The organism is Streptomyces sp. 796.1, assembly GCF_047525675.1.
Lineage (GTDB): Bacteria > Actinomycetota > Actinomycetes > Streptomycetales > Streptomycetaceae > Streptomyces.
The window spans coordinates 14,382-37,035 of record NZ_JBLIWA010000046.1; the positions used below are offsets into that span (position 1 = coordinate 14,382).

The window sequence follows — 22,654 nt, forward strand, 5'->3', positions numbered from 1 at the left end:
TTCATGTGTTTTTTAGGAGCGTTGGCGAATCCTTTTGTCGGCGCGTTCCGCTACGCGGGGCGCTGCTGCGCGCCGTCGCCCGCGGGCGCGGTGGACCGCGGCCCCTAGCGTCGGGCGAGATCCCCGGCCGCGCCCGTGACCTGCGTGAACACTGTCGCTCCCGGCACGCGTGCGCCCCGCCGCGCGGCGTCGGCCCGCGCGGCGTAGGGGCCGCAGCACTGCCGTGGGGTTCCGGTACCCGGCCCGGCCCGACCCACTTCGGTACGCCGGCGGCGCCGGCCCCGAAACCGGCCCCGAAACCGACTCCGGAACCGGTGCTGAAATGCGTGCGGAAATCGGCGGCGGAATCGGCGCGCTTCGGCCCGGCTTCGCCCAGCCGTGGTACCGGCCGTCTTGCCGTGCCGGCGGGAGGCTGCCGAAGAGGGCCGCAGACACGCCCAGGGGCCCGACGCCGCACGGGCGGTCGGGCCCCTGGTTTTTGCTGGCTCTTCCGGTCTTTGCCGGTTTACCGATTCTGCTGGTCCCGCTGATTCCCGTGGTTCCGCCGGTGGCGGGGCCCGGCGCCCGGGGCGGTCAGGAGGAGGTGGCCTGGGTCAGGACGACCGGGAAGCCGATCCGTCCGGTGCCGCCGTTCGGCGGGCGGTGGCCCAGTACGTCGATGGTGTCGCCGGAGGCCAGTACGTCCACGGCGTTCAGCGGGGGCGCGGCGGCGTCGCCCAGGCCGAGCGAGGCCCAGCGGGTGCCGGCGGCGTTGCCCCGTACCGCCTCGATCCGGCCCGCGTCCGCGTCGACCAGGAACACCGGCTCGTCCCGTTGCACGGTGACCGCGGTGACCGGCGCGGTGCCGGCCGGCAGCGGGGTCCGCTTCCAGGTGCCGCCCGCGTACCGCAGGGCGAAGGCGCCCAGCGTGCCGTCCGCGCTCTTGGTCGTGCCGCCGGCCCACACCACGCCGCCCCGGCCCACCGCCAGGTCATCGAACTGGGCCTGTACGTCGCCGAGTTCGGGGACCCGCACCTCGCTCCAGCGCTTGCCGTCGAAGTGCACCAGGAGCGGCCTGGTGCCGTCCTCGCCGTACACCGAGCCCGCCGCCCACACGTCGTCGGCGGCCAGCGCGGTCACCGTGACCAGGTGCCAGCCGTCCCGGTCGCCGCCGATGGCGGGGAGCTTGGCCGCGGTCCAGCGGGTGCCGTTCCAGTGGCTGAGCAGGCCCACGTTCTTGCTGTCGTCCGGGTCGCCGGTGGGGACCTGGGCCCAGCCCGTCGCCCAGGCGTCGGTCGCCGTGCGCGCGTCGACGGCCAGGAAGCCCGCGCCGATCGTGTCCTTCGGCACCTGGGCCACCGAGTTCTTCCACGCCCGGCCGTTCCAGCTCTGGTTGACCACGCCGCCGGACGGCTCGTGGTAGTCGCCGACCAGCACCGCGCTGCGGCTTGAGGAGGCGTCCACGTCGTTCCACCGCTGGTTGTACCCGTCGGGCCCGGGTATGGTCGCCCGCTCCTTCCAGCCGTCGCCCTTGCGGTCGTCGCGCTCCCAGAGCGTGGGCACGAAGTCGAAGCTCTCCCCGTACCAGTCGAAGCGCATCCCCGACGCCCACGTGACGTGCTCGTCCACGCGCGTCAGGCGGATGCCCGAGGCGTCCGCATCGGCCATCGTCCGCTCCCGCCAGCCGGCGGCGCGGGACGCCGGGCCACCGGACGGGGCGCCGGACGAGTCAGTGAGGGTGGGCGGCGTCGCGGCGGGGCGGCCCGAGCGCCCGGCGTCGAACGCGAGAGCGCCGTCCGCGGCCCGGTGGAGCGGGCCGGAGCCGAACGCGGTCGGCCCGTGGCCGGGCCCCTCCTGCGCCGCGGCCGGGCCCGGGCCGTCCCCGGGGGCCACCGCGAGGGCGGGTGTCGCGGCCGTGACCACCAGCGCCGCGCCGACGACCAGGCCGGTCCGCAGTCGGCGGGCGGCACCGGATTCCGTGCTGAGCAAACTCACCGTACGTCCTCTCGACGAGCACCAACGCCCGGGCCCCCGCCGCATCACACCCGGCGCGGCCCCGGACCGAGGGGCCACTCGGCGCCCTCACTCCTTTCCTGTCCGCGGACCGCCTGCGCGTTCCCACGAGTTCCCACAATTCTCGTGAGGTCGCGGACGTGACGCCGTGGCGGCGGCGCTGCGAACGGGACGCCGTGGCGGGGAGGGTTACGAGCGCGGGGCGCCGGGTGGGGCCGGTGGGTTCGGTGAATGGGGTGAGTTCGGTGAGTTCGGTGAGTTGGGTGAGTTCGGTGGGGCGGATGCGCCCGAGCGGCCCGGCTCGCCCGGTGAACCCGACGCGTCCGGTGAACCCGGAGCGCCCGGCGGGCCCGCCGTGGCTGACGCCGTAGCTGGCACCGTCGCTGGCGCCTCGGTCGGCGGCGCCGGAGGCGGGTGCGGCACGCCCGGCAGGTGGAGCACCGCGACCGTGCCGCCGCCGTCCGCCTGGCGCAGCGCGACCTGGCCGCCGGCCCGCTGCACCGTACGGGCCACGATGGACAGGCCGAGCCCCGAGCCCGGCAGGCTGCGGGCCGAAGGGGAGCGCCAGAAGCGGTCGAAGACGTGCGGGAGTTCCTCGGTCGGGATGCCGGGGCCGTGGTCGCGGACGGTGAGCACGCCGCCGTGCAGCACCACGTCCACGGTGCCGCCCGGCGGGCTGAACTTGATCGCGTTGTCCAGCAGGTTGATCACGGCCCGCTCCAGCGCGGCGGGCTCGGCCGACACGTACCACGGGCTGAGCCGCGCCGTGATCTCCAGGTCCTTGCCGCGCAGCCTGGCCCGCCGCACCGCGGCGTCCGCCGCCTCGTGCAGGGCCGCGACCGACGGCGGGCCGCTGCCGGGCGGGGCGTCCGGGCGGGAGAGTTCCTGGAGGTCGCCGATGAGCGAGGCCAACTCCGTCATCTGCGCCTTCACGCTGGCCAGCAGGTCCTTGCGGTCGTCGGGCGGCAGCGGGCGGCCGGTCTCCTCGCTGCGGGCGAGCAGTTCGACGTTCATCCGCAGCGAGGTGAGCGGGGTGCGCAGTTCGTGCCCGGCGTCCGCGATGAGCTGCTGCTGCCGGTCGCGCGAGGAGGCGAGCGCGGCGGTCATCGAGTTGAACGAGCGCGAAAGCCTGGCGATCTCGTCCCGGCCCTCCGCCGGGATGGTGGTGGCCAGGTCCTCCGTCCGCGCGATGTGCTCGACCGCCCCCGTCAGCCGGTCCACCGGGCGCAGCCCGGCCCTGGCCACGGCGAGGCCCGCGGTCGCCGCGCCCAGCACGCCGACCCCGGCGACCACCGCGAGCACCAGCGCCAGCGTGTCGAGGGCGCTGTTGGTCTCGGTGAGCGGGCGGGACAGGGACACGGCGAAGCCGGTGCCGCCGGCCACGTAGTGCTTGGTGAGCACCCGCACCGGCGTGCCGCCGTCGGTCCGGCCGTCCCGCAGTTCGTCGTCCACGAGGCCGCGGGCCACGTGCACGTCCGACTTGGCGAGCTTCACCGGCTTGCTGCCGAACCCCACGCACCGGGCCCCGTCGGGGCCGACGATCTGCACGTACAGCACGCTCGGCGCGGCGGCGCCCCGGCCCGGCTCCGTCTCGCCGCGCGCGCACCGCTCCAGCGTGTCCTGGACGTAGGAGACGCTGACCTGGACGCTGCGCAGCGACTTGTCGAGTTCGTCGCGCAGTTGCTCGCGGGTGATCGCCCAGCAGGCGACGGCGGACAGGGCCACGGCGAAGGCCACCGCCAGCGCGGTGAGCAGCGCGAGCCGGCCGCGCAGCGGCAGCCGGGAGCGCAGCAGCGGACGCGGGCGGCGCAGCGGCAGGGTGGCGGTGCTGCCGGCGCCGGTGACGCCCGGCGGGTAGGCGGGCGGCGGGTAAGCGGGCGGCGGCGGGCCTGCGTCGGCGGGCCCGGGCGTGGGGGACCCGGGCGTGGGGGCGCTCACTCGGCGGCCCCCCGCCCGGCCGGCTGCTCGTCGGCGCGCAGCACGTAGCCCACGCCGCGCACGGTGTGCACAAGGCGCGGCTCGCCGCCGGCCTCGGTCTTCCGGCGCAGGTACATCACGTACACGTCCAGCGAGTTGGACGACGGCTCGAAGTCGAATCCCCACACGGCCTTCAGGATCTGCTCCCGGGTGAGCACCTGCCGCGGGTGGGCCAGGAACAGTTCGAGCAGCGTGAACTCGGTACGGGTCAGCTCCACCCGCCGCCCGCCCCGGGTGACCTCCCGCGTCGCCAGGTCCATCCGCAGGTCCGCGAAGTCCAGCACCTGCCCGGGGCCGGGCTCGGGCTCCCCCGCCGCGGCACTCGCGTAGGAGCTGCGGCGCAACAACGCGCGGATGCGGGCCAGCAGTTCGTCCAGCTCGAACGGCTTGACCAGGTAGTCGTCGGCGCCCGCGTCGAGCCCGGTGACCCGGTCGCCGACCGTGTCGCGGGCCGTCAGCATCAGGATCGGCACGGTCACCCGCGCGGCGCGCAGCCGCCTGGCGGCCGTCAGCCCGTCCATCCGCGGCATCAGCACGTCCAGCACGATCAGCTCCGGCGCGCAGCCCTCCGCCTTCTCCAGCGCGTCGAGCCCGTCCACGGCCTCGACGACCTCGTACCCCTCGAAGACCAGACTGCGCCGCAGCGCCTCCCGGACGGCCGGCTCGTCGTCGACGACGAGGATGCGGGCGGGGCGCTCACCGTGCTCGGCGGGGTTCATCGCGGCTTTCCTTCACGGGTACGGGCGCGGCTGCGCAAAGACCTGGGGCGGGCGGCTGCGGCGCCACCGCCCGGCCGTGACCTGGCGTGACCACCGCACCCGCCCTTCAGCCTCGCACGGAAGGGGGCACGAGCCGTCGTGTGGACGACAGCGGCCGGGCCCGTGGCGCGGCGGGGCGGGAGCCCGGGGGGGCGGGGCGGTACGGGTACGGGTGGCGGGTGCTGGGTCGCGGGTGCGGTACGAGCACGGAGCGTGGGGCCAGGCGGGTGCGCCGTACGAAGCACGCCGTACGAAGCACGTGGTGTGCGGTACGAGGCCGTACGCGGGTCACGCCGTACCTGCGCAGGTGCTGCCCAGCCGGCGCTGCTCAGCCGGTGCGCAGGTACGACACGGGTGCTGCCCCGACGGATGCTGCCCAGCCGGTGATGCGCCGGCGGCGGCGCTGAGGACGGGGCCCGCGCCTCCCGGGCCGACTGCGGATCGGCTTCGGGAGGCACGGGCCCAGCGCCGCCGCCGGACGTGCGGGCGCCCGTCAGACGTTGGTGCCGCCGCCGCGGAGTGCGGCGAGGTCGTCCTTGACCGTGTTGCTGGGGATGGCGAAGCCGAGGCCGACGCTGCCGCCCGAGCCGCCCATCGACGAGGGCGTGGAGATGGCCGAGTTGATGCCGATGACCTCGCCCTTCATGTTGATGAGGGCGCCGCCGGAGTTGCCGTGGTTGAGCGAGGCGTCGGTCTGGATGGCCCGGTAGCTGGTCTTGGACTGGCCCACGTCACCGTTGTACTGCCGGCCCTCGAACTCGAACGGCCAGCCGCCGTTGCCCCGCTGCCCCTGGTCGTCGTTGCCGCCGTCCACCGTCACCTCACGGTCGAGCGCCGAGACGATGCCGCTGGTGACGGTGCCGGTCAGCCCCTCGGGCGAACCGATCGCCACCACCTCGTCACCGACCCTGACCTGCTGGGAGTCGCCGAGCGCGGCGGCGCGCAGCCCGCTGGCGTTCTCCAGCTTGATCAGCGCGAGGTCCTTCCCGGCGTCGGCCCCGACCAGTTCGGCCCGCTTGCGCGTGCCGTCGCTGAGCGTCACGGTGAGCTCGTCGGCGCCGGCCACGACGTGGTTGTTGGTGACGATCTCGCCGTTCGAGCTGATGATGACGCCGGACCCGAGCGACCTGCCCTCGCTGGTGGTGCCCGCGATCTCCACGATGCTCGGGGCGAGCGCCTTGGCGACGGCGGACACGTCGCCGGTGCCGCCCTTGACGCCGGCGCTCACCACCGGGGCCGCCGAACCGTTGCCCGGCCCCCCGTCGTGCCGACTGCCGACGACCGCCCCGGCGGCCCCCGCCACCACGGCCGAAACCAGCGCCACGGCCGCGAGCAGCACCCCGGTACGCCGCCCCCGCGGGCGCCCGGCCCCCACCACCCCACCGGGCGGCGGCCCGGCGGACGCGCCCGCGCCGAACCCCGCGTACCCACCGGGCACCGCCCCGGGCGGCGCGGGCGGCGAATCCGGCCGCGCCCCGTACCCCGCGAACCCCCCGTGCGCCGACCCCGCCACCGGGTGCGGCGCCTGGCCCTGCGGCCCGCCCGAGTGCAGGACCTGCGTCTGGTCCTGCGACCCCACCGGACGCAAAACCTCCGTCGGCGGCTCGGCCGCGTACGGCCCCTGGCCCTGGGGCTGCGGCGCACAGGTCGGCGCGTGCGGCACCCGGGCCCCCTCCGCCGGCGCGGCGGAGGGAACGGAGCCTGCTGGGTGGGCGGGGGCTGCGAAGTCGCCGTCGCGGCGGAGGTTCTCGGTCATGGCTATGACTGTGCTGCCCGATTATGAGAACTCCCTGAGGACGACCTGAGAAGGCCGACAGAACCCCGTAGGGGCGGCGTAAAAGCGGGGCCGTGGGGGTGGGTGGAACGCCGCAGTGATGCGCCCCGTACGACGCCCGCGCCGCCCGGGCCGCCTCCTGCCAGACTGGCCGCATGCAGGACAACTACTTCTCGCTCACCCGGGTCCGGCTGGGGCATTTCCGGAGCATCGCGTCGGCCGACGTCGAGCTGGGTCCGCTGCTCCTGCTCGTGGGGCCGAACGGGGCGGGCAAGAGCAACTTCCTCGATGCGCTGCGACTGCTCTCGGAGTCCTTGCAGGGCTCGCTCGCCCAGGCGCTGCGCAACCGCGGTGGCGTGACCGACGTGGTCCACAGATCCGCCGGGAACCCCGCGGCCTTCTCCGTCGAGTTGGAGTTCCGTGCCCCGGGTCTACACGGCGCGTACGGCTTCGAGGTGACCGCGCTGCTGGGCGGCGGATACCGGGTCTCCCGCGAGTTCTGCGTCGTCTGGTACGCGGACCGGCCCGCTGCCGAGGGCGGGCGGCCGAGTGCCAGCTTCCGCGTGGCGCACGGCGAGATGACGCACACGACCGAGGCCGTCATGCCCCCGGTCGACGACCGGCGGCTGACCCTGGTGACCGCCGCCGGGCTCGACGCGTTCCGGCCCGTGTACGAAGGGCTCGCCGGCATCAGCGTCTTCCACCTCAACCCGGACGTGATGCGCCGGCCGCAGACCCCCGACTCTGGCGATCTCCTACTCCGCGACGGCGCCAACGTCGCCAGCGTGCTGCACCGCTTGCAGGCCAGTGCCCGGGGCCGGCGCGACCAGACCCGCATCGAGGGCTACCTGCGGCACATCGTCCCCGGCATGCGCGGTGTCTCCCGTACCGACGTGGGCGGATGGGAGACGCTGGAGTTCCGGCAGGACGCGCCGGACGGCGAGCAGCCGTGGAAGTTCCCAGCACAGTCGGTCTCCGACGGCACGCTCCGCGCGCTGGGCGTGCTGGTCGCCCTGTTCGCCGGCACCGGCGACACGCGCAGCACCATCGGCATCGAGGAACCGGAGAACGCCCTCCACCCGGCCGCCGCCGGCGTACTCCTGGACGCGCTGCGCGACGCCAGCGAGCGCCGGCAGACCATCGTCACCAGCCACAGCCCCGACCTGCTCGACCGGCACGACTTCGAGCTGTCCGAGCTACGGGCCGTACGCTCGGTCGACGGCGAGACCCGGATCGGGCCGTTGGACGAGGCAGGGGCCCTGGCCCTGCGCGAGCACCTCTACACCCCCGGCGAGCTGCTGCGGAACGACCAACTCCTCCCCGCCGAACCGGACTCGTCGGTGGAGGCGCAGCAGTGACGCACACGCCCGTGGTGGCGCTCGTCGTGGAGGGGCACGGAGAGGTCCTCTGATCGACCTACACGCCGCGAGCGAGCGCAGCAGGTCCTTCCGGCGGATGGTGCACGCGGTGCAGGGGCTGGTGGGACGGCCCGCCGGGTGACGGGCCCCTGCCCACGCCCCGGCGCACGCGGTACAGGCAGGGGCAGCGCGCCCGGGGCCCGGCCTGGCGTACGCGGGGGCCGGGGCCCCGACGCCACCCCCGAAACAACTACCCCCCGCTGGGCCCGTGCCCGCAGCCGCAGGAGCGGCGGACCACCAGGGCGGAGGGGAACTGCTTGAGGCGTTCGCGGCGGGAGCCTGCCACGCGGAGGCCGTCGTCCAGGACCAGGTCCACGGCCGCGCGGGCCATGGCGGGGCGGTCGGAGCCGACCGTGGTGAGCGGGGGGTCGGTGAGGGCGGCTTCCTTGACGTTGTCGAAGCCGGCCACGGCCAGTTCGCCGGGGACGTCGATGCGCAGTTCGCGGGCGGCCCGCAGGACGCCGATGGCCTGGTCGTCGGTGGCGCAGAAGACCGCGGGCGGGCGGTCGGGGCCGGCCAGCAGGCCGAGCGCGACCTGATAGGCGTCGTACCGGTTGTAGGGGGCCTGGAAGAGGCGGCCCTCGGTGGAGCGGCCCGCTTCGAGCATGGCCCGGCGCCAGCCTTCGACGTGGTCGGTGACCGGGTCGCCGACCGGCGGGGTCTCCTCCGTACCGCCGATGCACGCCACGTACGGGTGACCGTGCTCCAGGAGGTGACGGACGGCGAGTTGGGCGCCGCCGACGTCGTCGAGCACCACGGCCACGTCGTCGATCGCCTCGGGGCGCTCGTGCATCAGCACCACGCGGGCGTCCCACGCCTCGATCTCGGCCGCCGCGTTCTCGCTCAGGCCCTGGCTGATGAGGATCAGCCCGGAGACCCGCATGCCGAGGAAGGCCCGCAGGTAGTGCACCTCGCGCTCGTCGAGGTAGTCGGAGTTGCCGACCAGGACCATCTTGCCGCGCTCGGCCGCCGCCTGCTCGACCGCGTGCGCCATCTCGCCGAAGAACGGCTGCCGGGCGTCCGGCACGATGAGCCCTATGAGGTCCGTCCGGCGCGAGGCCATCGCCTGCGCGACCCGGTCCGGCCGGTAGCCGAGCTCCTTGATCGCGGCGAGTACCCGCTCGCGCGTGGCCGGGGCGACCGGCCTTGGTCCGTTGTTGATGACGTAGCTCACGACAGCGGTCGACGTTCCCGCAAGTCGTGCCACATCGTCCCGCGTCACCTTGGCCACGCGCGGCAGTCTACGCGGGTCCCCCTAACCGTTTACCGGCCGTGCGACCCCTGCTTTCGCTCCGTCTTCCGCGCCGGGGCGCCGGCCGGCCGGGTCGCGGTGGTTTGTCCCCTTCGCCGCACGGGCCCCACGGGTCCCGGTGGTACGCGCGCCGTCCGCGGCCTGTTCCGCCGCGCGCTCCACGGCCCGCTCGGCGGCCCGCTCGACCTTCTCCGGCACCACGAAGCGGTACCCCACGTTGCGCACCGTGCCGATCAGCGACTCGTGCTCGGGCCCGAGCTTGGCGCGCAGCCGCCGTACGTGGACGTCCACGGTGCGGGTGCCGCCGAAGTAGTCGTAGCCCCACACCTCCTGGAGGAGCTGGGCCCGGGTGAAGACCCGGCCCGGGTGCTGGGCCAGGTACTTCAGCAGCTCGAACTCCTTGAACGTGAGGTCCAGGACCCGGCCCTTGAGCTTGGCGCTGTAGGTCGCCTCGTCCACCGACAGGTCGCCGTTGCGGATCTCGGTCGGTACGTCGTCGGAGACGATCTGCTGCCGGCCCATCGCCAGCCGCAGCCGCGCCTCCACCTCCGCCGGGCCCGCCGTGTCGAGCAGGACGTCGTCCACGCCCCAGTCGGCGCTGACGGCCGCGAGCCCGCCCTCGGTGACCACCAGGATCAGCGGACAGCCGGGGCCCGTGGAGCGCAGCAACTGGCACAGGCTGCGGACGTGCGGCAGGTCACGACGGCCGTCGATGAGGATCACGTCCGCGCCCGGGGTGTCCACCAGCGCCGGGCCCTCGGCGGGCGCCACCCGCACGCCGTGCAGCAGCAGGCCGAGCGCGGGCAGTACCTCGGTGGAGGGTTGGAGCGCGTTGGTCAGCAGCAGCAGCGAACTCATCGGCGACCACCCGCCCCGCCGCCGGTCGCCGGCTCGCCGGGGGACGCCCCGTGGGGGGCGCCGCCGGCCGTCGCCCTGTTCGTCCTGTGCGTCTCGCTTGGCTTGCCCATGACGTCGGTTCCTCCTCGGTCCCTGCGTGGGGCACTTCCCGGGAGCGGCCCGGGGGAGTTTGCGGACCTGCTTCCTCCGGTGGCCTTCAGTCGGCAGTCGAGGGTCGGGCAGTCGAGCTGCATGGCTGAAAGCACAAAAGGACCTGGGGGCTGCATTGCCCAGGTCCTCCGCTTAGCAGGATAGCCGAAGGGCCGCTGGAGGCCACGGCTGAATGTGCACCTGCTGTTGTTCCCTCGGTCACGTAACGCGGCTTCCGCTCGCCCCGCCCTGCCGTCCCCACCGGCCAAAACCTCGATTTCCGCCGGAAATGACGGCCTTGCCCGGCGCTCTCTGCGGCGCGTGCGGCCTGATGGGCGCCGCTTTCACCCGGGGCACGCCCGTTCGCCCCCGGAACCGCGCACGGGACTCGAACGGCCGAGCACCCGCGCCGCACACACCCCCAACGTCTCGCAAAGCCGTCACACCACGCGCCGTGAAGCACACCCTCCGTATGCGTGTCCGATGCATTTCAGCCGCGTTACGGGTAGGGGCGTAGGGGGCGCACGGGAGCGCACGCCGCGCTCTTCTTGCCGGTGGGGCTTGCCGGGGGCCAGGGCCGGGAACCCGCCCGGCCCACACCCCAGGACCGCCCCGACCGGCCCACACCCCCAGACCACCCCGCCCCGCAGCCCCCGCCCCTCACCCCTCCAGCACCGGTTCCGCCCCCTCACTCGGAGCGCCCGCGAACTGGGCCGCGTACAGCCGCGCGTACGCGCCTCCCGCCGCGAGCAGCGAGGCGTGCGTGCCCTGCTCGACGATCGTGCCCGCCTCCATCACCAGGATCAGATCGGCGTCGCGGATGGTGGAGAGGCGGTGCGCGATGACGAAGCTGGTGCGGCCGGTGCGCAGGGAGGCCATCGCCTGCTGGATGAGGACCTCGGTGCGGGTGTCCACCGAGCTGGTCGCCTCGTCCAGGACCAGGATCGCCGGCTCGGCGAGGAAGGCCCGGGCGATGGTGATGAGCTGCTTCTCACCGACGCTGACGCCGGCGCCCTCCTCGTCGATCACCGTGTCGTAGCCACCCGGCAGGGTCCGTACGAAACGGTCCACGTGGGTGGCGCGCGCCGCGGCCACGACGGCGTCGTGGGAGGTGCCGGCGGGCGCCCCGTACGCGATGTTCTCGGCGATGGTGCCGCCGAAGAGCCAGGTGTCCTGGAGCACCATGCCGATGTGCGAGCGCAGCTCCTCGCGGGGCAGGGCGGCGATGTCGACGCCGTCCAGGGTGATCCGGCCGCCGCGCACCTCGTAGAACCGCATCAGCAGGTTGACCAGGGTGGTCTTGCCGGCGCCGGTCGGGCCGACGATGGCGACGGTCTGTCCTGGCCGCACCGTCAGCGACAGGTCATCGATCAGCGGCTTGTCGTCCTCGTACCGGAAGCTGACCCGCTCGAAGGCGACCTCGCCGCGCACCGCGCCAGGCGCCGGGGCGTCGGACCCGCCGGGCGCGGGGCGGGGCGTGGGGAGCGCCTTGGTGGCGGGCGGGTCCGGGGTCTGTTCGTCGGCGTCGAGGAGTTCGAAGACCCGCTCGGCCGACGCGATGCCCGACTGCACCAGGTTGGCCATGCTCGCGACCTGCGTCAGCGGCTGGCTGAACTGCCGCGAGTACTGCACGAACGCCTGCACGTCACCGATCGACAGGGAGCCGCTGGCCACCCGCAGCCCGCCGACGACGGCGACCAGTACGTAGTTGAGGTTGCCGATGAACATCATCGCGGGCTGGATGATCCCGGAGATGAACTGGGCCCGGAAGCTGGAGGCGTACAGCTTCTCGTTGTGCTCGCGGAAGGTTTCCGCCGACTCCTGCTGCCGGCCGAAGACCTTCACCAGGGCGTGCCCGGTGTACATCTCCTCCACGTGCGCGTTGAGGGCCCCGGTGGTCGTCCACTGCTGGACGAACTCCGGCTGCGCCCGCTTGCCGATCCGGGTCGCGATCACCACCGAGACCGGCACCGTGACCAGGGCGACCAGCGCCAGCAGCGGCGAGATCCAGAACATCATCGCCAGCACGCCGACGATGGTCAGCAGCGACAGGGTGATCTGGCCGAAGGTCTGCTGGAGGGTCTGGCCGACGTTGTCGATGTCGTTGGTGGCGCGGCTGAGCACCTCGCCGCGCGCCTGCCGGTCGAAGTAGCTGAGCGGCAGCCGCGCCAACTTCTCCTCCACCTCGGCGCGCAGCCGGAAGACGGTGCGCTGCACGATGTACGTGGCCAGCCTGGCCTGGAGGAAGGTGCCGGCGCCGGCCACCAGGTAGATCACCAGGACCCACAGCAGGGTGTGTCCGACCGCATCGAAGTCAATGCCCTGACCTGGTACGACGTCCATCGCGGCGACCACGTCCGCGGCCGTGCCCTCGCCGCTGTCGCGCATCCGCTGGACCGCCTCGGCCTTGGTTTGCCCGGGCGCGAGCCGGTCGCCTATGACGCCGGTGAAGATCAGGTCGGTGGCGTGGCCGAGCAGCTTGGGGCCGATCACGCTCAGCGCGATGCAGACCACGGCGAGCCCGACCATCACGGTCACGCCGAGCCGCTCGGGCCGCAACATGCCAAGGAGTCGACGGCTCGACCCGCGGAAGTCCATGGTCCGCTCGGTGGGCTGGCCGCCCAGGAACCGCGCGGCCCCGATCCCGGGCCCGGGCCCGCGCGGGGCGGCCTTGGCCTTGGGTCGGGGCTGGGGCTGGGCTTTGGCTTGGGGCTGGGCTTTGGGCTGGGGCTGGGGTTCGCCCTCGGGTCGGCCCTCGGCTGCGGGCTCGGACCCCGGCCGCGGTCCCGGCCCCGGCCTCCCCTCCGGCCCGCTCATGCCGCCTCCTCCGCCGTGAGCTGGGACAGCACGATCTCCCGGTACGTCTCGTTGGTCTCCATCAGCTCCTGATGGGTGCCGGTGCCGACCACCCGGCCCTCGTCCAGGACCACGATCTGGTCCGCGTCGCGGATGGTGCTGACCCGCTGCGCCACGATGATCACCGTCGCGTCCGCGGTCCGGCGGGCGAGCGCGGCCCGCAGCCGGGCGTCGGTGGCGTAGTCGAGCGCCGAGAACGAGTCGTCGAAGAGGTAGATCCGCGGCTCGCGCACCAGCGCGCGGGCGATGGCGAGCCGCTGCCGCTGGCCGCCGGATACGTTGCCGCCGCCCTGTGCGATGGGCGCCGCGAGCCCGCCTTCCATCGCCGCCACGAACTCGCTGGCCTGCGCCACCTCAAGCGCCTGCCACAACTGTTCGTCGGTGGCGTCCGGGTTCCCGTACCGCAGGTTGGAGGCGACGGTCCCGCTGAACAGGTACGGCTTCTGCGGCACGAGCCCCACCCGGCCGCCGGCCTGCTCCGGGTCGAGGTCGCGCACGTCCTGCCCGTCGATCAGCACCTGTCCCGCCGTCGCGTCGAACAGCCGCGGGACCAGGCCGATCAGCGTCGACTTGCCGCTGCCCGTACTGCCGATGACGGCGGTGGTGCGGCCGGGCCCCGCGGTCAGCGAGACGTCGCGCAGCACCGGCTCCTCGGCGCCCGGGTAGCGGAACTCCACGCCGCGCAACTCCAGTTCGCCGCGCTGCCGGGCCGGTGTGACGGGGCGGGCCGGGGGCGCCACGCTGCTCTCGGTGGTGAGCACTTCCTGTACGCGCTCCGCGCAGACCTCGGCCCGCGGCACCATCATCAGCATGAAGGTGCCCATCATCACGGCCATCATGATCTGCATCAGATAGGAGAGGAAAGCGGTCAGCGCGCCGATCTCCATGTCGCCGCCGGCGATGCGGTGCCCGCCGAACCAGACCACGGCGACGCTGGAGACGTTGATGACCAGCCCCACGACCGGGAACAGCAGCGACATCAGCCGCCCGGCCCGCAGCGAGACGTCCCGCAGGGCGCCGTTGGCCCCGGCGAACCGTTCCCGCTCGTAACCGTCGCGGACGAAAGCCCGGATGACCCGGATGCCGGTGATCTGCTCGCGCAGCACCCGGTTGACCCGGTCCACGTTCTCCTGCACGCCGCGGAACGCCGCCCGCAGCCGGCGGACGATCAGCGAGATCAGCACGCCGAGTACGGGGACGAGGGCCAGCAGCAGCCCGGAGAGCGGCACGTCCTGGTTGAGCGCCATCACCACGCCGCCGACGCACATGATCGGCACGGTCACCATCAGCGTGAACGTCATCAGGCACAGCGTCTGCACCTGCTGCACGTCATTGGTGGTGCGGGTGATCAGCGAGGGCGCGCCGAACCGGCCGAGCTCACGGGCCGAGAAGGACTGCACCCGGTCGAAGACGGCGGCGCGCAGGTCGCGGCCGAGCGCCATGGCGGTGCGGGCGCTGAGGTAGACGGCGGCGATGGCGCACACCATCTGGAGCAGGGTCACGGCGAGCATGACGCCGCCGGTGCGCAGGATGTGGCCCGCGTCCCCCTTCACGACACCGTTGTCGATGATGTCCGCGTTGAGGGTCGGGAGGTAGAGGGTGGCCAGGGTCTGGGTGAACTGGAGCGCCACGATCGCGGCGATGGGGCGTGCCGCTGGTCGCAGGTACGCCCGCAGTAGTCGGACCAACACATCGCGCACCCTATGTGAGCCCTGCCGCACCGGCTTCTGGTTTACCGCGCCCGGAGCCGGTCTTTGCCCACCTCACCTGGGGCGCGGCCAGCAGGCAGGGCGACGGGGGCGCCCCGGAGGCGGGCCACCGGTCGGGCCGGCGCGGCGATCGGGGCGCCCGGCAGGCGTCATCATGGAGGGCGGCCCGCGCGGGCCCGGTCCCCGACGGGCCGGCGGCGCGCAGGCCGATCCGAGCCGGGCCGGTGGTCCGCAGGACGAGGCAGACGAGCAGAAGGAGCCCCATGGCGGCAACGGACACGGGGGCCCCGCCGGCCGGGACCATCCGGTACTGGGCGGCGGCCAAGGCGGCGGCCGGCACCGCGGAGGAGTCGTACGCCGCGCACACCCTCGCCGACGCGCTCGCCGCGGCCCGCGACCGGCACGGGGCCCGGCCGGAGTTCGCCCGGGTGCTGCTGCGCTGCTCGTTCCTGGTCGACGGCGTCTCCGTCGGGACCCGCGCGCACGACACGGTCCAACTGGCGGACGGCGGCACGGTCGAGGTGCTCCCCCCGTTCGCGGGAGGGTGACCCACCGACCATGAACGACCGACAGCACGACCCCCACGGTGACCAGGGCCAACAGAGCCAGTACCGGCAGTACGGGCACCAGGGCCAGCCCGGCCCCTACCCGCCGCACGCCCACCAGCAGCCCGCGCCGCAGGACGCCGCACCCCAGCCCCCGTACGGCACGCCGTACGACGCGCCCGCCCCCTACCCAAACCCCTACGACAACGCCGCGTACAACCCCGCGCCCGGCTCCTACCAGGCCGCTCCGTACGGGGACGGCGGCTACCAGCCCGACCCGTACGCCGCACGGAACGACCACCCGAACCAGCCGAACCAGCCGGGGCACCCGGGGCAGGGCGGGTACGACGGCGGCGGGTACGCGGCCGGCGAGTACGGCGCTGCCGGATACGGGACCGGCGAGTACGGGACCGGCGGCCAGGGCGACGGCTCGTACGGCGGCGGCGCCCAGCAGGGCAGCGGGTACGCGGGGAACCAGTACCAGGGCAGCGGGTACGCCGGAGGCCCGTACCAGAGCGGTCCGGCGTACCAGGGCGATCCGCTCCAAGGCGGCCCGTACCAGAGTGATCCGCTCCAAGACGGTGCGTACGGAGCCGGCGGCCAGGGTGGCGGCTCGTACCCGCACGGCACGCCCGGCGGATACGCAGCCCCCGCCGCCCCCGGCCAGACCACGACGCCGTACGGCACCACGCCGCACCAGGCGGGACCGTACGAAGCGGGCGCGCCGCACCAGGCAGATCCCTACGGCGGGCCCCCGCAGCACGCGGGCCCGTACGGCAACGGCGCGCCGGCCGACGGCCCGCACCCGGCCGCGTGGGGTGCCGGCACCGGCCAGCAGCCCGGGCACGGCCGTCCCGACGAAACGCGCGTGCTCGGCACGGTGCGGGCGGACGAGACCCACGTGCTCGGCACCGTGCGCCCCGACGAGACGCACGTCCTCGGCACCGTGCCGTCCGACCAGACCCACGTACTCGGCACCGTACGGGCCGATGACACGCGCGTGCTGACGCCGGTGCAGGGTGCCGGGGCGGCGCCCCGCGGTGGTGCCGGTGGTGCCGATGGTGCCGGTGGTGGTGAGAGCGGGGCCGCCGGGGAGTCGGCCGGTGCGCCGCTGACCGCCGCCGAGAAGGCCAAGGCCGAGGGCCGGCCGCAGATCCTCGGGCCCGGGCTGCAACCCGCGGCGCTGACCGCGGTGCTCGCCGGGCTGCTAGCGGTGGCCGCGCCGATCGCCGAACCGGCGCTCGCGGTGGCCCTGGTACTGCTCCAGGCGGTGACCGCAGCGGGCTGGTTCCGGCTGAACGGCATGTGGCCCGCGCGGCAGGGCATCGCCCTGGCCTTCCTCGCCGGCGTCGTCGCCGACGTCGGGCTGCTCGCCACCGACCGGGACCAGGCGCCGACCGTGCTGATCGGCACCCTCGGCTGCTGGCTGCTGCTGGTGATCGTGCTCCAACTGCGCAACCTCAGCCCGCCGGACGAGCGGCTGTACGGGCTGACCGCCACCGCCACGTCGGCCGCGCTCGCCGTGGTCGCGGCCGGTTACCTGGCGACCGACGCGGACCCGGTGGTGATCGGCGCGGCCGGCGTCGCGGTCGCGGCGCTGCTGCGCGCGCTGCCGCTGCCAGGACCGGTCTCCGTGCTGCTCGCGCTCGCCGCGGCGACCGGCGCCGGCTTCGCCGCCGGACGCCTCACCGACTTCGGCACCGAAGGCACGCTCATCGGGCTGGCGGCCGGGGTGTGCGCACTGGTCGGGCTGCGGGTGGCCAGCTACGACTACCCGTCGCGCTTCGTGCACCTGACGGCCGGGGTCGCACTGCCGCTCACCGCGGCGGCGCCGGCCGTCTACGTCCTCGGCCGAGTGCTCGGCTGAGTCCCTACGGCTCCGCGGGGCGCCCAGCACCCGGCGCGCCCCGCGGAACCGGCCCGTACGCGGAACCGCGGGCACCGGCCGGGCGTCACCGGATACGAGCGAACGTTCGGCCGATTTCGGGCACCTACGGTTAGGCTCGCTGCCAGGCACGGACCTGACGGACTCCTTGGGGGGCACACCAGCATGTCGGACGCGGCGCACAGGGGCGCAGCACACGGGGGTGGCCAGGGCGGTGCGCCGTACCAGCCCGCACCCGGCGGGTACGAGGGCGGCTACGACGACGGTCGCGACGGCTACGCGGACGGCCAGGGCGACTACGCGCACGGTTACGCGCAGGGTCAGGGCGGCTACGGCTATGCGGACGGTCAGGGCGGCGGTCAAGGCGGTGGCTACGACCCGTACGCGGCCGGTCCCGCCGCCGGTTACGACGACCGGCAGCCGCCGCCGGCGCCCAGGCGGCGCCGAGGGCGCGGCCTGAAGATCCTGCTCGTCCTCGTGATCATCCTGGGCGGCCTGTTCGTCGCCGCCGACCGGATCGCCGTCAACGTGGCCGAGTCCGAGGTGGCCAAGAAGATCAAGAGCAAGGAGAACCTGACCGACACGCCCGAGGTGTCGATCAAGGGCTTCCCGTTCCTGACCCAGGTGCTGGACAAGAAGTTCGACGAGGTCGAAGTCACCTTCAACGGCCTGACCAGCTCGGAGAACGGCCGCGCCATCCGGATCACCGAGATGAAGGCGACCATGCGGGACGTCAAGGTCTCCAGCAACTTCTCCTCCGCCACCGCCGCCCACGCCACCGGCCGCGCCCACGTCAGCTACGCGGATCTCTCCAACGCCGCCGGCCCCGGCATCACCGTCAGCTACGCCGGCCAGGACAACGCGGGCCAGGGCCGGGTGAAGCTCAGCGCCGGACTGCCCGGCTACAAGCTGAGTGCGTACGGCACCGTCAGCGTGGTCAACGGGGACACCATCCGGCTGCGCGCCGACAAAATCCCGGCCGGCGCGGTGCCGGGTCTGGAGGACAAGGTGCGCGAGCGCACCGACATCGACCGCAAGGTCGACGGCCTGCCCGCCGGGCTCGACCTGAAGTCGATCGCCACGTCGGAGGACGGCGTCGACATCGAGGCCGAGGGCAACGCCGTCGAACTGGCCGGCTGACCCTGCACCTGCCCTGACGGGCGGTCCCGCTGGCGGGCCCTGGCACCGCTGAACGCGCTTGCACCGCCGCACGGCCGGCTACCCTCGGGTGGCCGGCCGTTCCGACGCCCGCCGCCACCCCGTCCACCCGCCGTCCACCTGCTGAGACGCGGGCGTCCGCAGTGCAGATGCCGATCGACACGGGCCCGTGCCGCCGGGGGTCGCGGGCGCAGCTCACCCGGTCGGCGTCTCATATATCAACCATTCTCGTCTCACAATATGACACGCCGGTGACACGCTAGCCCGCCGTCCTTACGATCGAACGCATGAAGCGACAGGCGGATCTCACGAAGCGGCGGGCAGTAGACCTGTGCCGCGTCGCCGCCATGCTCTGTCGCCCCGTCTGACACGAGGCCCCGTCGTTGGGGACGCACCGCGCACGTTCTTGCAGGTCCGCCCCGCCCGCCCGACACCGGGCCCGGCTTCGTACCAACCCCCGCGCAGCGCCGCGCGCATCCCCTAGCGCCGCCTGCCGGTGCGCCATCCGCGTAACCGTGCACCATCCGTATCTGCCCCGGAGGAGAACAGCATGAGCCGCAGCGACGTCCTGGTGGACGCCGAGTGGGTCCAGGCCCGGATCGACGACCCGAAGGTGGTCATCGTCGAGGTCGACGAGGACACGTCTGCCTACGACACGAACCACATCAAGAACGCCGTCCGGATCGACTGGAAGCAGGACCTCCAGGACCCGGTGCGCCGTGACTTCGTGGACCAGGCGGGCTTCGAGAAGCTGCTGTCCGAGAAGGGCATCGCCAACGACGACACCGTCGTCCTCTACGGCGGCAACAACAACTGGTTCGCCTCCTACGCCTACTGGTACTTCAAGCTCTACGGGCACCAGGACGTCAAGCTGCTCGACGGTGGCCGCAAGAAGTGGGAGCTGGACGCCCGCGAGCTGGTCTCCGAGGTCCCGACCCGCCCGGCCACCACGTACACGGCCAAGGCGCAGGACTCCTCGATCCGCGCGTTCCGCGACGACGTGGTGGCGGCCATCGGCTCGCTGAACCTGGTCGACGTGCGCTCCCCCGACGAGTTCTCCGGCAAGCTGCTCGCCCCGGCGCACCTCCCGCAGGAGCAGTCGCAGCGCCCGGGCCACGTGCCCAGCGCCCGCAACATCCCGTGGTCGAAGTCGGCCAACGACGACGGCACCTTCAAGTCGGACGACGAACTGAAGGAGCTGTACGAGGGCGCGGGCGTGGACCTGGCCAAGGACACCATCGCGTACTGCCGCATCGGCGAGCGCTCGGCCCACACCTGGTTCGTGCTGCACGAGCTGCTCGGCCAGAGCAACGTCAAGAACTACGACGGCTCCTGGACCGAGTACGGCTCGCTGGTCGGCGTGCCGATCGAGGTCGGCTCGGGTTCCTGACCCGCCTCTCCCCGCGATCCTTCGCGATCTCTTCCTCCCAGACGTAAGGACAGACACCCATGTGTGGAGCACAGGCCGGCGGCCCCGACGCGTCGACCATCAAGCCCGGTGAGACCACCATCCAGGGCAGCGTGACCCGCGACGGCCAGCCCGTCACCGGTTACGTGCGGCTGCTGGACAGCACCGGCGAGTTCACCGCCGAGGTCCCGACCTCGGCGACCGGACAGTTCCGCTTCTACGCGGCCGAGGGCACCTGGACGCTGCGCGCACTAGTGCCCGGCGCCACCGCCGACCGCACGGTCGTGGCGCAGAAGGGCGGGCTGGCCGAGGTGGCCATCACCGTCTGACGTCGCTCACCGAACGGCCGGAGGGCCGCACCCCAGGGGTTGGACGCCTGTGGCTGGGGTGCGGCCCTCCGCGCATCCACCCCCGCACCGGAACGTGCCGCCGTGCGCACCGGCCGGTGCCGGGTGGGTTCGTCGCGCTTGCCCGCGGGAGGGGGCGGGCAAGCGCGACGGGCAGGGCGGTGCGGGGCGGGGAAGTGACCCCGCACCGTCAAGGGCCCGCACCCGGGGTGCGCGCCCGAGGTCCAGTCGTACGCTGGAGGCATGTACGCCCGGCGGCGACGTGGCTACTTCCTCATGATGGGTGCGTGCCTGACGCTCTTCGTCCTGGCATGGGCCGTGGTCAGGCTGTGGTCGATCCCGGTGGCCGTGGGCATGTGCGTGGTGGCGATGGTGATCCCGCCCCTCGCGGCGATCGTCGCCAACCGGCGCGGGCCCGACGACCACTGGTTCGACGAACCGGGCGGCACGCCGCCGCCGGAGCAGCGCGGCGGCCCCGACTCACGTCCGGGTTCCCGTCCTGGCCCCCGCCCGGAGGCACGCCCGCCCTCCGCACCGACCTCAGGTCCGGCCGCCGATGCCGCGTCCGACCTGGGCCGCCGCTCCCCCGACCGACGCCCGGCGCCCGGCCGGAAGCACGCCGGCGCCCGGGGACCCGGCTCCGGCTCCCGTACCGGCGACGCCCAGTCCGACGCCTGGTGGGACGAGCTCGACGGCAAGCACCACCGGTGAGGCGCGGCGGCCAGAGCGGCCGGTGGAAACGGCGGGCGGCGCGGCCGGGGAGTCGGTTCGGTACGGCTAGTAGACCAGCGCCTGGACGCCGTCCGGCATGATCTCGCTCACGAACATCTGGGCGCCGGCGATGCGGGCGCCCTCGATCAGGTCGGACTCCTCGATCTCGCGGCGGGCCGCGCACTGCGTGCAGACGGTGAGGGCGCCGCCGCCGCTCTGGATGGAGTCGATCAGGTCGGGCAGCGGCGCCGCGTGCGGCAGCGTGAACTCGGCCGCCCGGCCCGGCAGCGCGAACCAGGTCGCCTCGCCCGTCAGCCAGAGCGAGACCTCGACGCCGCTGGCCACGGCGACGGCCGCCACCGTGAACGCCTGCGAGCACCGCTCGGGCGCATCCGCACCCGCCGTCACCTTGATCACGAGCTTCTTCGCCATGCGCTCACTGTAAGCGCGCCGCGGGCTCCGGCCGCGCGGCCGGGGCCCGTACCCGTGGGGACGGCGGGCGGCAGCCGGGCAGCCCGGCGGCGCCCCGCGGGTGGGCGCCGACCTGTGGCGGGGCCGGGCGGTGGACCTCACAGCGCCGGCCGGTCGGGCGCGGACTAGACTCGGGCCCGGTCCGTTACACCACACTGTGTCCGAGGAGCGCGCTCGTGCTTGAGACAGTCTTCACCCTGCTGCTGGTCCTGATGGCCGTGCTCATCGCCGCCTTCGCGGGGCTCACCCTGTTCAAGCTGTACCAGGGCCAGCGCTGACGGACCCGTCGGCCCCGCTCGCGCCCCGGCGCGGGCCCCGCGGCAGCCGTCGGTCCCACGGCACGGCGCCGTCTCCCGTCCGCACTACAGATCGCCTGAGCAGCTCATGATCGAGATCCCGTCCGACCTCCACCCGGACCTCGTCCCCCTCGTCTTCCTCCTCGGCAGGTGGGAGGGCGCGGGCGTCTTCGACTTCCCCGGCGCCGAGAAGTGCAACTTCGGGCAGGAGGCGTCCTTCACGCACGACGGCCGCGACTTCATCGAGTACGTCTCGCACACCTGGGAGCTGGACGACGAGGGCAAGAAGGTCCGCCCGCTGGAGTCCGAGACCGGGTACTGGCGGATCGACAAGGACCGCAAGGTCGAGGTCGTCATGATCCGCGACCAGGGCGTCGTGGAGATCTGGTACGGCGAGCTGGCCGACCAGAAGCCGCAGATCGACCTGGTCACCGACGCGGTGGCGCGCACCGCGTCCGCCGGCCCGTACACCGGCGGCAAGCGGCTGTACGGGTACGTCAAGAGCGACCTGATGTGGGTGGGCGAGAAGGCCACTCCCGAGGTGCCGCTGCGGCCGTACATGTCGGCGCACCTGAAGAAGGTCGTCGACCCGCGGGAGTGGGCCAAGGACCTGAAGGACCTGCCCGACGACGGCATCGCGTTCTTCAAGTGACCGGCCGGGCCCGCAGGGCCCGCTCGGCCCGCCGGGCCCGTTGTTCCGGCCCCGTGTCCCGTCCGTTCAGCCGTGCCTGGTGACGCGGACCGCCCACTCGTGGTTCCGTAGCGGTCACGGCCCGGCGCCCGACGGTGCGCCACCGGGCCCGGCTGGTTCCGGCGGAGCACGGCTGGCTCGACTGGTCCCATCTGCACACGGCTGAGCCCGATCTCGTTCCACAACTGCATACGCGCCCCGCGGGGGAAGTCCGGTGAGAGTCCGGCGCTGACCCGCAACGGTTGACGGAGCCGCGCATCCCAGCGATGCCGGCGCCGCGAGCCCGATCACCCGCGGTGGCGCTCGTTCCTGAACAACTCGCCGCGGACTGCGAGGGGAAACACCCGGCGCTGCCGGGCCACTCCTTCACCGTACGGTCGCGGCCCGAGGCGAAGGGGGAGCCGCCCGTGGCTGCCACC

General features: G+C 73.7%; 18 protein-coding genes and 1 riboswitch. Of the genes, 9 read left to right on the forward strand and 9 right to left on the reverse strand.

Going from position 1 to position 22,654, the window contains the following annotated elements:
* Nucleotides 1-573: 573 nt before the first annotated feature.
* The 4 genes from ACMA1D_RS26840 to ACMA1D_RS26855 form a co-directional block, all read right to left on the reverse strand.
* On the reverse strand, nt 574-1,974 hold the full coding sequence (locus ACMA1D_RS26840; protein ID WP_414726584.1) for a hypothetical protein: 1,401 nt from the start codon (nt 1,972-1,974) through the stop codon (nt 574-576).
* Nucleotides 1,975-2,181: 207 nt separating this feature from the next.
* Nucleotides 2,182-3,804, reverse strand: coding sequence for a sensor histidine kinase (locus ACMA1D_RS26845; protein ID WP_414726649.1), 1,623 nt, complete (start codon nt 3,802-3,804; stop codon nt 2,182-2,184).
* A 122-nt stretch (nt 3,805-3,926) separates the two neighbouring features.
* Complete coding sequence (locus ACMA1D_RS26850) at nt 3,927-4,688, reverse strand: response regulator transcription factor (RefSeq protein WP_414726585.1); 762 nt, start codon at nt 4,686-4,688, stop codon at nt 3,927-3,929.
* A gap of 532 nt (nt 4,689-5,220) precedes the next feature.
* Nucleotides 5,221-6,483, reverse strand: a complete 1,263-nt coding sequence (locus ACMA1D_RS26855) for a trypsin-like peptidase domain-containing protein (RefSeq protein WP_414726586.1) — start codon at nt 6,481-6,483, stop codon at nt 5,221-5,223.
* 173 nt (nt 6,484-6,656) lie between these two features.
* Here ACMA1D_RS26855 and ACMA1D_RS26860 point away from each other — a divergent pair, with 173 nt between their 5' ends.
* Nucleotides 6,657-7,859, forward strand: coding sequence for an AAA family ATPase (locus tag ACMA1D_RS26860; protein WP_414726587.1), 1,203 nt, complete (start codon nt 6,657-6,659; stop codon nt 7,857-7,859).
* A 250-nt stretch (nt 7,860-8,109) separates the two neighbouring features.
* Here the strand turns inward: ACMA1D_RS26860 and ACMA1D_RS26865 are convergent, their stop codons facing one another.
* The 4 genes from ACMA1D_RS26865 to ACMA1D_RS26880 all read right to left on the reverse strand — a co-directional run bounded on the left by ACMA1D_RS26865 (nt 8,110) and on the right by ACMA1D_RS26880 (nt 14,705).
* Nucleotides 8,110-9,150: a LacI family DNA-binding transcriptional regulator gene (locus tag ACMA1D_RS26865; protein WP_414726588.1), complete on the reverse strand. Its 1,041-nt coding sequence runs from the start codon at nt 9,148-9,150 to the stop codon at nt 8,110-8,112.
* Nucleotides 9,151-9,174: 24 nt separating this feature from the next.
* The gene (locus ACMA1D_RS26870) at nt 9,175-10,029 is read right to left on the reverse strand and encodes a response regulator transcription factor (protein ID WP_414726589.1); all 855 of its coding nucleotides are present in this window, start codon (nt 10,027-10,029) and stop codon (nt 9,175-9,177) included.
* Nucleotides 10,030-10,818: 789 nt separating this feature from the next.
* Nucleotides 10,819-12,975: an ABC transporter ATP-binding protein gene (locus ACMA1D_RS26875; protein ID WP_414726590.1), complete on the reverse strand. Its 2,157-nt coding sequence runs from the start codon at nt 12,973-12,975 to the stop codon at nt 10,819-10,821.
* A complete protein-coding gene (locus tag ACMA1D_RS26880) occupies nt 12,972-14,705 on the reverse strand; it encodes an ABC transporter ATP-binding protein (RefSeq protein ID WP_414726591.1) in 1,734 nt (577 codons plus the stop codon). The genes ACMA1D_RS26875 and ACMA1D_RS26880 overlap by 4 nt, the downstream gene beginning before the upstream one ends.
* Before the next feature lie 281 nt (nt 14,706-14,986).
* Here ACMA1D_RS26880 and ACMA1D_RS26885 point away from each other — a divergent pair, with 281 nt between their 5' ends.
* The 7 genes from ACMA1D_RS26885 to ACMA1D_RS26915 all read left to right on the forward strand — a co-directional run bounded on the left by ACMA1D_RS26885 (nt 14,987) and on the right by ACMA1D_RS26915 (nt 20,777).
* Nucleotides 14,987-15,271 (forward strand): MoaD/ThiS family protein, encoded by a 285-nt coding sequence (locus tag ACMA1D_RS26885; protein WP_414726592.1) that lies wholly within the window; start codon nt 14,987-14,989, stop codon nt 15,269-15,271.
* 10 nt (nt 15,272-15,281) lie between these two features.
* Complete coding sequence (locus ACMA1D_RS26890; RefSeq protein WP_414726593.1) at nt 15,282-17,135, forward strand: hypothetical protein; 1,854 nt, start codon at nt 15,282-15,284, stop codon at nt 17,133-17,135.
* A 183-nt stretch (nt 17,136-17,318) separates the two neighbouring features.
* The gene (locus ACMA1D_RS26895; RefSeq protein ID WP_414726594.1) at nt 17,319-18,293 is read left to right on the forward strand and encodes a DUF2993 domain-containing protein; all 975 of its coding nucleotides are present in this window, start codon (nt 17,319-17,321) and stop codon (nt 18,291-18,293) included.
* A 305-nt stretch (nt 18,294-18,598) separates the two neighbouring features.
* Nucleotides 18,599-18,679, forward strand: a complete 81-nt coding sequence (locus tag ACMA1D_RS26900; protein WP_351229977.1) for an Ms5788A family Cys-rich leader peptide — start codon at nt 18,599-18,601, stop codon at nt 18,677-18,679.
* Between the two features lie 182 nt (nt 18,680-18,861).
* Complete coding sequence (locus ACMA1D_RS26905; protein ID WP_414726595.1) at nt 18,862-19,701, forward strand: sulfurtransferase; 840 nt, start codon at nt 18,862-18,864, stop codon at nt 19,699-19,701.
* 59 nt (nt 19,702-19,760) lie between these two features.
* The gene (locus ACMA1D_RS26910; RefSeq protein ID WP_349994532.1) at nt 19,761-20,048 is read left to right on the forward strand and encodes a DUF1416 domain-containing protein; all 288 of its coding nucleotides are present in this window, start codon (nt 19,761-19,763) and stop codon (nt 20,046-20,048) included.
* 261 nt (nt 20,049-20,309) lie between these two features.
* On the forward strand, nt 20,310-20,777 hold the full coding sequence (locus ACMA1D_RS26915) for a DUF3099 domain-containing protein (protein ID WP_414726596.1): 468 nt from the start codon (nt 20,310-20,312) through the stop codon (nt 20,775-20,777).
* Nucleotides 20,778-20,843: 66 nt separating this feature from the next.
* Here the strand turns inward: ACMA1D_RS26915 and ACMA1D_RS26920 are convergent, their stop codons facing one another.
* Nucleotides 20,844-21,209, reverse strand: coding sequence for a DsrE family protein (locus ACMA1D_RS26920; RefSeq protein WP_414726597.1), 366 nt, complete (start codon nt 21,207-21,209; stop codon nt 20,844-20,846).
* Between the two features lie 423 nt (nt 21,210-21,632).
* On the opposite strand from ACMA1D_RS26920, the gene ACMA1D_RS26925 reads away from it, so the two are divergent.
* Nucleotides 21,633-22,196: an FABP family protein gene (locus ACMA1D_RS26925; RefSeq protein WP_414726598.1), complete on the forward strand. Its 564-nt coding sequence runs from the start codon at nt 21,633-21,635 to the stop codon at nt 22,194-22,196.
* 242 nt (nt 22,197-22,438) lie between these two features.
* Nucleotides 22,439-22,528: riboswitch (cobalamin riboswitch) on the forward strand.
* The last annotated feature ends 126 nt before the right edge of the window (nt 22,529-22,654 follow it).